This window comes from Kiritimatiellia bacterium (assembly GCA_028715905.1).
In the GTDB taxonomy this organism is placed as follows: Bacteria; Verrucomicrobiota; Kiritimatiellia; order JAAZAB01; family JAAZAB01; genus JAQUQV01.
On the sequence record JAQUQV010000069.1, the window covers coordinates 1 to 9,957 of the forward strand.

The following is a 9,957-nucleotide window of genomic DNA, read 5'->3' on the forward strand; positions in this document are numbered from 1 at the left end:
CCGGCAGAGCCGGGAGTGTTAAGTGTTAAGATTTAAGATTTTTTAACTATTCGATGTTCGAAGTTGAATGTTCGATGTTCAGCGTTCAGCTTTTAAGCCGGGTCTCCGGCGACGGAGATGCTGGTTGTGTTTTTTTCCTTCGAATATTCGGCGCTGACAATTCCGGCGCCGCTGTGGATTGGGGTTTCGCCGTAATTGAAAACGACCGCCTGGCCGGCCCCGGCCGGGGAATCCAGGTCACGGCGGTCGCCGTACAGCTCGCAGCTGCCTTCAAAGTTGACCGCCAGCCGGTCATTGTGAATGCGGCCGTCGGCGGTGGTCGAGGCGGTATCCTCGCCTTTCAGCGTCAGGCTGCCGGAACCGTGTACGAATTCATCCGCCTCGACGGCGACGCCGCCGAAACTTGCGTTATCAAATGGTAGTTTTGACATGGCTGTTCTCCTTTAGGTTGCCGGGGCGGTCGTGCCCTTGACGGTGAATTTCGCGATCTGGACGGCGTCGCCGCTGATCTCCACGTCGACCAGCGCGTCGTAGGACTCCATATCGCCGGTGATGTCGGCGTGGCCGCCGGCCGCGGTACGCAGCCCGGAAGCGATCGCCGGCGTCAGGGTGGTATCATTAATCAACGCTTCGAAAGAACCGTTGCGGGCGATCCCGGCCCGGGTGTTCGGGATTTTACCGCCGCCGCGGTCGTCATGGCCGCCGCCTAAGCTGAGGCTGCCGGCAATCGGGGTAATAACAACCGGATCGCCGCCTTGAGGGGTAATTGTGATTGACATAGCTTTTTCCTTTTTGGTTTTGTCGGACGCGTCGGACTGGCCGGACGCGTCGGACTATTTTTTAACGAGGGCGACGTATCGCCTAGTGATCCTGTATTTCCAGGGCGACCAGGGAAGCGGCCAGCCTCGGATTGCCCGGCAGATCCAGCGCGGTATCCTCGCTTACCCGGATCAATACTTGGCCGCTGACCTGATCGTCCAGCGCCTTGACGACGGCGTCGATATGGGCCCGGAGATTTTCAACGTCATCGTCTTTATACATTTCCGTTACCAGCGCGACCGAGACGCGCAATGTCCGGAGCGGCCGGTTGGCATAGCCGGAACCTGAATAAATGATCGCCGCGCCCGGCAGCCCCAGCGCCGGCAGGAACTCCAGGAGCGCTTCCGCGTTGGTTCCCGGAAACTTCGCGACTTGCGAAAACCGTTTACCCGATTCCGCTTCCATCGCCGTCAATTTGGCTTTAACGGCATCCAGGATCGTTTCAGTCGTACTTATCGGTGTTAGTCTCATATTGGTTTAAAGTTTTAAGTGTTAAGTGTTAAGGAAATTCATTTTCAATTTTCAGCTCCCAGCAAAGCGAAGGAGCTCTATCTCGAGGCCGACGTTCGGCTCCGGCTGTCGAGCCAGGCATGCGCCGCCGCGCGCAACTCTTCGGCGATTTTATTGTCCGACGGCAGCCACGGATCGGCCGGATGTTCGACCGACTTTTTCAGGATATAAAAAATCTCGCCGTTGTTAATTGCCGAAAACAGATATTTGCCGCCGCCCTTGGCCATGACAAAAAACAGGTCTTGAAACTCGCGCGGGCTCTTGCCCCTGGCCTTATCGCTGATCGGGATCGCCAAGTATTTGGCGCCGGTGGACAGCGGCCCTTTGCCGGGCGCAGAAATAGTACCGCCGTACTGCCGGATCGCCGCCGCCGGATGCGTGGCCCCGACAATCGCCGAATCCGCGTCCGATTCGCCGGTTACGGAGTCGGCCAGGTCACGCCAAAAATGCCGGCCGCCTTTAGCGATGGCGGAATCCTTCAGCGACCGCTCCGTTGTCATCCGGATCGTCGCGAATAACTGCCGCCGTTCGCGCTCGTTTTCCGCATGCGCGATTATCGTGGCAAAAGGGTTATTTGTGCGTGTTACTGTAATCACCGTTCCACCCGGTTTTTATGCCCGGCTTTGCCGGGTTGTCTGTTATCAGTTATTAGTTCGAGACATGGCTAATATCCATAAATCGAGCCATCCATTACCTGCGTATTGCTGTCGACCTTGACGGCGGCGCCTACCTTCTGTTCCGGGACGGTTCCGTCATCGCCGGCCGGCAGCGATATTGTTCCGGCGGCCAGGTCGCGCAATTCCTTTATAGTGTCCTCATACGCCTGCCGAATCTTTTCCGATACCTTCCCGCCTGGGCCGAGTTTGTACAGCTCGTATTCAGCCAGCGCCAGCGCCCAGCCGGCCGGCAACGGCGACGCCGGCAGCGGCAGCGCGTATTTGGCCGCGGCGTAGCCGTTGACCTTCGCTTCCGCCCGGGCGATCACTTCCTCAATTTTGGCCGTCAACGCGCTGCCGGAGGCCCTGCACAGGCTTTCCAGGCCATCCTGGGGAATCCGATCAGTGATATCGTCAAAAGTTATGTACATAATAGTTTTAAGATTTAAGTTTTAAGGGTTAAGGGCCGTCCCGGCTGCCCGGGACGGCGGTTTTTATTTTAGCTGGGATCGTTCGCGTAGATCAGGTGCGGCAGAGTCAGAAAACCGGCGCCGCGCGCCCTGGTGCCGTAAGAGTACTCGTCTCTTTCGTAGACGCCGGCATCTTCATCGCGATCCTGCCTGGTCAGCTTCGCCAGAACCCGCTGCAGCACGCCGACTGCTTTCAGCGGCCGGTTGGTGCAGGTGACGAACCATTCCGCGCCCAGACTGTTGACGACCTGGTAATCAATGGTGCCTTCCATGGCGTACTGGTTCTTGATGACGCCGGTGGCCGCGCCTTTGGTCTTGATGATCAGATCATTCTTGAGAATGTCGAACGCGGTGCCGCGGTTCTGCGGGCCGACAATCAGCAGGTCCGGCCTGAGATTCAGGAACTTGCCGTTATGCCCCCGGTACTGGAGCATCGCGGTCACAACGCTGGTCAGCGCGGTATCGCTCAGGGCGGCGCTGCCGATATTGGTGATCGAATATTCCCCGTATTTCCGGGTGTCGCTGAAAAAATCCAGCTCGTCAATCCAGTCGTCGTCAAAACCGCCTGAAAGCGCTTCCTCTGCCAGTTCCCGCCACAGATCCTCGGCGTTGAGTCCGAGATCCTGGAGCATTGAATTGTACAGCCCATAGGTATCGTCCTCGATATCGTCGCGCTTGACCTTTACCGAGTCTTCGAATTTACGGTTGACAACCGTCTTTTTATGGCTGGCTACCGATTTCATCTGGCGGTCGCCGATCCACTCGCGCATTCCTCCGAATCTGTCCAGAAACGGAAAAATTTCACTGGAATGCGTTGACGGCATGACCGTGGCAAAGCGTTTGTATGCCTGGTCGGCCAGTTGCTGTCCTTCCTGGAAGGACATATTGTAGCCGGTGAACAACGCGTTCATATTTCCTCTGTTGATATCCATAATATTTTTTCCTTTATGGGTTTTGGGTTAACAGTTATACGGTTCCGGCCGCCAGCCAGGCGATCACATCGCCGGCCGTAAGGGCGTAAGTCGACCCGTCCGCGACAGTGATCGTGCCGCCCGTCGCCGACAATACGGCGTCGCCGGTGACATCGACGCCGGCCCGGCGGATCTGCACTTCAAACGAAGTGATACTTGACAGGCCGGTAACGATATCCTTGGTTCCGGCGGTATCGTCGGCTTCCTGCACAGTGTAGCTGCCGCCGGGTACAGACCCATCGTCCCCGTCCGCGCCGTCCGCCCCGTCCGCGCCGTCGGCTCCGGCATCACCGAGATATTTTACCCAGGTGGCTGCGGCAAAATCGCCTGCGGCCGGGCTGGGAATTTCAACGGCGGACTGGATTTCAGCCCGATATTTCAGGCTGTCGGACGGGGTCAAACTCCATCCTGTGCCGCTGTTATCGGAAGCATAGGCGATATAAACGAAAGCGCTTGCGCCGTCCGCACCGTCCGCGCCGTCTGCGCCATCTGCGCCGTCGGCTCCGGCAACGTAAGCGTTGGGAGTGGTGTCTACCCAAACATAGTCGCCTTCGATTTCGACCAGGACGCCGGCGATCACGGCGTGACTTCCCGGATCGCTGGAAATGGTGTTGTCGTCTTCGACGTATACTCTCTTATTCAGGTGGGCGGACGTACACGCATGGGTTCCGGAATTGTTCCAGCGGAAACAGCCGACTTTCAGGTCAACGCACAGGCCGTCGTTGCTGTTGTCCACATAGGACTCGACCCGGCCGCCGACAATGAGATTGGCGGCGTCCGAGGCCATTTCGGCTTCACCGGTCGTGATGTTCACCGCGCCGATGCCGCCGGCATACATGATTTCGCCGTTTTTGATCGGGAAGCGACGGCAAGAAACCTCGCGTTCCCTGGCGTCAAAATTTGTGGAAAGCTGAGTCATGATTTACTCTCCTTTTTTAAGTTTAGCGAGTTCAGCGGCGGCTTTCTTGAGATTATCGCCGGAAAGTCCGCAGTTATTCAGTACGGTGAGTTCGGCGTCAGACAACGCTTTGAGTTCGCTGTCGCCGTCATCGCCGCCCTTGCCTTTGTTCTGGTCTCCGAGTCCGTCAAGGCCCTTGTTGTCCGGGACAACGTCCGGAGCCTTGTCGTCATAAGTGCGCTTGAACATGTCCATATCGGACAGCGCCAGAGCCAGGCCGTCTTCTTTTTTGGCCTCGGTAAGCTTGCGGCGGGCGATCGCGTCCTGGACGGCTGCTTCAGCATCTTTCTGCTTGAGTTTTTTCGAGAAAGCAACCAGGCTTTCCGCGTCATGCAGCGCCAGGAAGTCGGTGACTTCTTTTTTGCCGTCTTTGATTTTTGTGGTGAGCGCGTCAAAACCGTCCGCGTCATGCAGCGCCAGGAAGTCCGCGGTTTTCTTTTTGCCGTCGAGCAATTCCTGAACCGCCGTTTCGACGCCGCTTTCGATCGCGGCTTCATCGTCGGAATCCGCCAGGGTCTTGAGCCCCAGCATGATGAGCAATTTATTCATATTGCCGTTTCCTTTTTTGTTGTTCGGGTTGATTAAATCGCCGTACAAGCCTTCGGTAAAATCATCAGCCGCGACCAGCGCTGGCTGGTTGTCCGTCGACGGTTTGCCGGTGAGCGAAATATTGAAAAGATCGGTTATATTTTTCCCGGTGCGGGATACCCTGAAAACCGGCGAGGTGTATTTATACTCGCCGTTTTCAAGGTACCCTCGGGCCTTTGGCGTCCAGGAGACACGACACCAAAGACCGTCGGGTTTTTTGACAAGTTGTTTAATCCAGCCGCCGGCCGGTACCGGCTGGCCGTTAGACATGCTGCGCAGCAGCTGGTGTTCGTAATCGACAAGGCCGTCGACGCCCTTCCGGGCAAATTCGGCTATAACCGTATCGGCGTCGTTTTCACTGAACACATAAAAATCCTCTTTGCCTTCTTTGCTGAATTTGGTTTTCCCGTAGGCGAATACCAGAAACTCTTCCGGAACTTCGCCTTCGCTTATTGCCAGCGGCGCCGCGCTTAGAATGACATAGCGTTTCAAATCGGTTATTTTCATAAGCACTCCTATTTTTTGACAGAATCATTGGTGACAGAATTATTATTTTTACTGTTTTTTCCGTCCCCGGCGGAGCGAAGGGACGGCATATCGAACCCGACGGATCGGGCGTTTACCCGGCCGGCCAGCATTGCCCCGGAAACGGCCTTCTCGATGCGGCTGGTGTCGATCTCCTCATAGAGCGCCGGGTACTTTTTAAAGAAGCCGTCCGCCGCCGCGATGAATTTTTTCTCGAGTTCCGGGTCGTCCTGATCAATCCCGGCGAAAGCGTCCTGCACCGCCGCCGTCAAAGGCCAGTAAAACCCGGCCAGCGCCTCGCCGTCTGAAAGCAGCTCGCGCAAAGTGTTTTCCGTGAGCTTTTCTATCCAGGCTTCTGTCGCGTCCGACGGTTCGGACACGTCGGACAGGGCCTTGACCGGGCCGGGCGCCGCGCCCGGGGCGTTCAACCCGCTTTTATCGTCGGCCGGGACGCCCATATCCGGCTTTTCGGTTTCCGGCGGCGTGTCCGCCGCTGTCGGCGCGTCCTTCAGGGTTATCGGGGCTTTTACGCCGTTGTTTTTCCGCCAGAAGGCTTTTACGCTGGCCGGCATTGCGGGCAGCCTCAGCTCTTCGCGGATCGCTATTTCAAGGTCTTCGCTGGAAGTGAGGAGGCCGGCGCGAACCGCGACGCCCATGGTATCGTAACGGGCCTTGTATGCCTCGTACTTCTGAACCATGTCTTCCGGCGGCGCGGAATCGATAACCATTTTTATGCCGGTTTCGCGGCCGTTGCGGTTAAGGTCCAGCGGCCGGATGATCGCGTTATTGTAGGTTTCCTCTTCCTGTTCGCAGTCGGAGACGGTCAGGTCATCCTTGACGCCGCCCTGGAGGTCGCCGCCGCTCAGTCCGGTGGATTCCTTGCTCGAGGCGATCTGGCCCAGGATCACCAGCGCGTAAATATCGTCGTTGTAACCGAACCAGTTGAAAAACTCCGCCTTGCCGCCGCCGGAAACCGCCTGGTTTTCGACCGTGGTGGCCTCGGTAACCGCCGCGACGCCATTGGCGCCGAGCGATTTCAGCGCGGCGATGATCCTGGCGGTCTTCGCGCTGTCGGCAAAATCCGCCTCGTTAAGTTTCGCCAGGACAAAAGGAATACCGAAACGCTCGATGTAACGGGCATAGTCCCGGATAGCATAGAATTTAAAAAAGTAGTACCAGGCCAGCGAACGGACCAGCGAACCGCGACAGGGCAATCCCGGCTTGGTCTTGTGCACGTGGTAGAGAAACTGTTTCGGGTGCCAGTCCGACAAGGCTTTTTCGCCGGAGCGGGTAATTAAGCCGGGATTGCCGCCCCGGTCGAAAAGCACGTTGGTGCCGTGGACTTCCTTCCAGCCGCTCAGCTTCGCCCCGCCCGGAGCCCAGAGCAGCGCCGAAACGTTGTAGCCGTGCGCCAGCGCGTCCAGCGTATTGCGGCGCAGGTGCTGGAAACCGATACTTTCCAGGTTGGCGGTGATCTCCTCGCGGTTTTTGGCGCCGCCGCCCTCGAGATGCCAGGGCTTGGCCAGGGCCGCGCGTTTTCGGGTGTCCAGGTGCGAACCGATCACCGGCTCGACTTCCTGGATGACGTCGATCAGCGCCGCCTGCTCGGAACAATATCCGTCATCGGCGTCCAGCAGTATCCGCTGCAGTTTTTTGCCGGTCAGTTTTTCGCCGGTCATCGATGTCCACGCTTCGAAAAGATCGTTGAAGTCCTGCGCGCTTTGCGAGGGCGGCGCGCCCTTGCCGCCGCCGGATTTAGTATCCGGCGTATCGGTGTCCTTTTTCGGCGCGAACCTGAAATTCAGATTTAACCAATTCCAATTCATGCGTTACATCCGCCTTTTTTATTTTTGTTTTTCGCAACCCGCAACCCGCAGATCGCAACACGTTCACCTTTGCAGCCAGTTATCCGCGTACCGGGAACTTCCGGGTATCTCCACGGCGTCGGCGATGCCGCTGCCGCCGCTTGCCGCGTGCGCCGCCAGGGCCGCCGCCCAGAAACGGTCGGCGTGGCCGTTCTTTCCCCGGTCGGCGGTAAAGCGTATATTGCCTGCCGGGGTAGTTTCTTTTTTAATGCTGCGCAAATCAGCACGGATATATTTGTCAAACGGCAGCCGGATATTCAGGTCTTCAAACTGAGCCCGCAGCGGATAAGCCAGCGACTCTTTGACCGGCGCGGAAAACTTGACGCTTTCGATCCGGTATTTGCCGTATTTTTCGCCGGCGCGCTCGGCGAATTGCATTCCCAGCCCGGAAGCGTCGATACAGCAGCGGCGCATATTCGGCAGTTCCAGGATCGGATAAAGTATTTTTTCCTGTTCGCTGAACGGCATGGACTTAAGTTCAATTATCTTTCTGGCCAGATGCCGGCCGCCGGCGTACTCGTTGACCCAGATAACCGTAAGGTCATGTTCCCGGCCGATGTCAACGCCGACGAAAAGCGGATTTTTAATTTCAGGCAGCGGAATTTCCCAGTTTTCATTTTCGCGGTATTCACAGGCGGCGATCATATCATAAGTTAAAAAAGCGGAATTATCGTCCGCCGGGATACACATGTATTCCTGCAAGAAACTTTCCTCGTCGGCGCAGCCGGAACGGATAAAGTTGAAATAATCCGCCTCATCCATATCCTGGCGCTCATCGCCCGGCGGCAGCTTGCTTTGCAGCTTGAACAAAAACCCCTGATCCAGCGCGTTCTCAAGCGTAACCGTGTGCGGACTGATCTTTTTAGGGTTGCCCTTTTCTTTTATTTCCCTGACCAGTTCATTGAAAAAGTTCGCGCTGCCCCGATGGGTGGAAATTATTCCAAGCTGGCCGCCCCAGGTAATTCCCGGATAAGCGATAGTATAAAGTTTGCGCGGGTCCTTATGCAGCGCGAACTCGTCAAGCAGACGGGAACCGCGCTTCCCGGCCTGCGCGTCGGGGCTGGAACTCATGGAGTTTATTTTCACTCCGGACGCAAGCCGCAAAACAAAAGCGGTATTTTTTTCAGCGTCGATAACCTGTTCGCCCAGGTCTTCGGCGGCGATATTCAGGATTTCCGCGAATTTCAGGCAGTCAACCAGAAACAATCTCGCCTGGATTTCGTCCCGGCTGCTTATCCAGGCGTCAAGGCGGGCGCCGGCGCGCGACTCTTCGCGCACCATGTCGTAAGCGCCGCCCCAGGAAAGCCCGATCTGCCGGGATTTTTCCATAAGCTTCAAACGGCTCCGGTCCCGGATCCAGCGTTCCTGGTACGGCAGGAAAAGCGTATTTTTAGCCGGTATGATCTTTGCTCTACCCATGGCGTTGCATCCGCCTCTTTTTAATTGTTTTTTTAAAGCAATCCAACTTTTTCCTCAATAGTTTTCAACGCTTCGTCGGAAATACCGCGCTGCTTTTCAGCTTTGCCCGTCAGTTGTTCTATAGTCGCCGAAAGCTCCGCGATCCTGGCCTGGTATTCGGCTTCTTTTTCTGCGGCGGCGCGTTTACCGTCTTCTTTTTCCTGCGCGATCCGGTTGCGGTTGTAACCGGCTACGGCCCCGGAAATGGCCCGGACTTCCTTGTCGGTCAGGTCTTCCCCGCCTTCAAGCTTTTCGAGACAAAGCTGGAGCAGCTTATATTCCGCGATCCGCGCGATATTATCCGATCCGGCATTCGCTTCCACCAGCACGGCGGCGATCGTGTTTTTCTGCATATTGCCCGACCACTCGCGGCAACGGCGGCAGTATTCTTTAAACTCGACGCCCTCGCGGTAAGCCAGAAACGAACGGTTATGCAGCGCCAGGTCTTTTTCCGCGCATTCCGCCGCGACAATTTCATCCGCGCGGATTTCGTCATAGGTGGCAATCCCCTCTTCAAGCAGTTCGCATATCCGCAGCCTTGCCCCTTTCTTGTCAAGTTTCATTATGTTGTTTCTAGGTCTACTCATCCGAACGTCGGCCTCGTTATTATTTTTTTAGTTATCAGTTATCAGTTATGCCGGACTGGCGACCGGCGCTCCCGGCTTTTTTTGTTTCGAGGTTAAGCGAAGCGCGGGCCGTGAATGAACGGATCCTTTTTAAATTCCACGTTGACCTGCTCCAAGCCTTTTTGCGTGATCCGGCAATATTGCCCGTCGAAACCTTCGCAAGGCTCGATATAACCGAAATTCTTCAACTGCCGCCACTCGGCTTCAATCTCCCGCTGAGAAGGCCTTATAAGCGCGAACGCCGGGTAATCCGCGACGTCATCGACACTGCACGGCGCGCCGGAGTACTCGCCCAGCGCCTTTAAAATCGTTTTCCTGATCTGGTAAGTTTTCATTTCTGGTGCACCTCCTTGCGCAGGTTCTGCATTGATTGATAAAGATTGCTGGTGTAATCGGCGTTAGCCTTGATCTGCGCGCCCTGTTCGGCCGTTTCGCGGCCAAGGCGGTCAACCTTGTCGTCAAGTTTGGCCATCACCCCGCCCAGGTTTTTGATCTCGGTAAGTATCTGCTG

13 protein-coding genes are annotated in these 9,957 nt (G+C 56.5%); all 13 read right to left on the minus strand.

From position 1 onward, the window contains the following. Positions 1 to 92: 92 nt before the first annotated feature. Positions 93 to 431 (minus strand): hypothetical protein, encoded by a 339-nt coding sequence (locus PHP98_10545; GenBank protein ID MDD5484065.1) that lies wholly within the window; start codon positions 429 to 431, stop codon positions 93 to 95. A 12-nt stretch (positions 432 to 443) separates the two neighbouring features. After that, positions 444 to 779: a hypothetical protein gene (locus PHP98_10550; protein ID MDD5484066.1), complete on the minus strand. Its 336-nt coding sequence runs from the start codon at positions 777 to 779 to the stop codon at positions 444 to 446. 82 nt (positions 780 to 861) lie between these two features. Next, on the minus strand, positions 862 to 1,290 hold the full coding sequence (locus PHP98_10555) for a hypothetical protein (GenBank protein ID MDD5484067.1): 429 nt from the start codon (positions 1,288 to 1,290) through the stop codon (positions 862 to 864). Between the two features lie 77 nt (positions 1,291 to 1,367). Further along, a complete protein-coding gene (locus tag PHP98_10560) occupies positions 1,368 to 1,925 on the minus strand; it encodes a hypothetical protein (protein ID MDD5484068.1) in 558 nt (185 codons plus the stop codon). Positions 1,926 to 1,993: 68 nt separating this feature from the next. Next, complete coding sequence (locus PHP98_10565) at positions 1,994 to 2,416, minus strand: DUF1320 domain-containing protein (GenBank protein MDD5484069.1); 423 nt, start codon at positions 2,414 to 2,416, stop codon at positions 1,994 to 1,996. Positions 2,417 to 2,484: 68 nt separating this feature from the next. Beyond that, positions 2,485 to 3,387, minus strand: coding sequence for a Mu-like prophage major head subunit gpT family protein (locus tag PHP98_10570; protein ID MDD5484070.1), 903 nt, complete (start codon positions 3,385 to 3,387; stop codon positions 2,485 to 2,487). A 34-nt stretch (positions 3,388 to 3,421) separates the two neighbouring features. Then, positions 3,422 to 4,345, minus strand: a complete 924-nt coding sequence (locus PHP98_10575; GenBank protein ID MDD5484071.1) for a hypothetical protein — start codon at positions 4,343 to 4,345, stop codon at positions 3,422 to 3,424. Positions 4,346 to 4,348: 3 nt separating this feature from the next. Next, positions 4,349 to 5,479, minus strand: a complete 1,131-nt coding sequence (locus PHP98_10580; GenBank protein ID MDD5484072.1) for a phage protease — start codon at positions 5,477 to 5,479, stop codon at positions 4,349 to 4,351. 8 nt (positions 5,480 to 5,487) lie between these two features. After that, a complete protein-coding gene (locus PHP98_10585; protein ID MDD5484073.1) occupies positions 5,488 to 7,323 on the minus strand; it encodes a DUF935 family protein in 1,836 nt (611 codons plus the stop codon). Positions 7,324 to 7,386: 63 nt separating this feature from the next. After that, complete coding sequence (locus PHP98_10590; GenBank protein MDD5484074.1) at positions 7,387 to 8,781, minus strand: terminase family protein; 1,395 nt, start codon at positions 8,779 to 8,781, stop codon at positions 7,387 to 7,389. 32 nt (positions 8,782 to 8,813) lie between these two features. Continuing rightward, positions 8,814 to 9,383, minus strand: a complete 570-nt coding sequence (locus tag PHP98_10595; protein MDD5484075.1) for a hypothetical protein — start codon at positions 9,381 to 9,383, stop codon at positions 8,814 to 8,816. A gap of 116 nt (positions 9,384 to 9,499) precedes the next feature. After that, positions 9,500 to 9,781 carry a hypothetical protein gene (locus PHP98_10600; GenBank protein MDD5484076.1) on the minus strand — a complete coding sequence of 94 codons (282 nt, stop codon included), beginning with the start codon at positions 9,779 to 9,781 and terminating at the stop codon, positions 9,500 to 9,502. Next, positions 9,778 to 9,957, minus strand: a 180-nt coding sequence (locus tag PHP98_10605; GenBank protein ID MDD5484077.1) for a hypothetical protein, incomplete at its 5' end; no start/stop codon positions are given. The genes PHP98_10605 and PHP98_10600, both read right to left, overlap by 4 nt.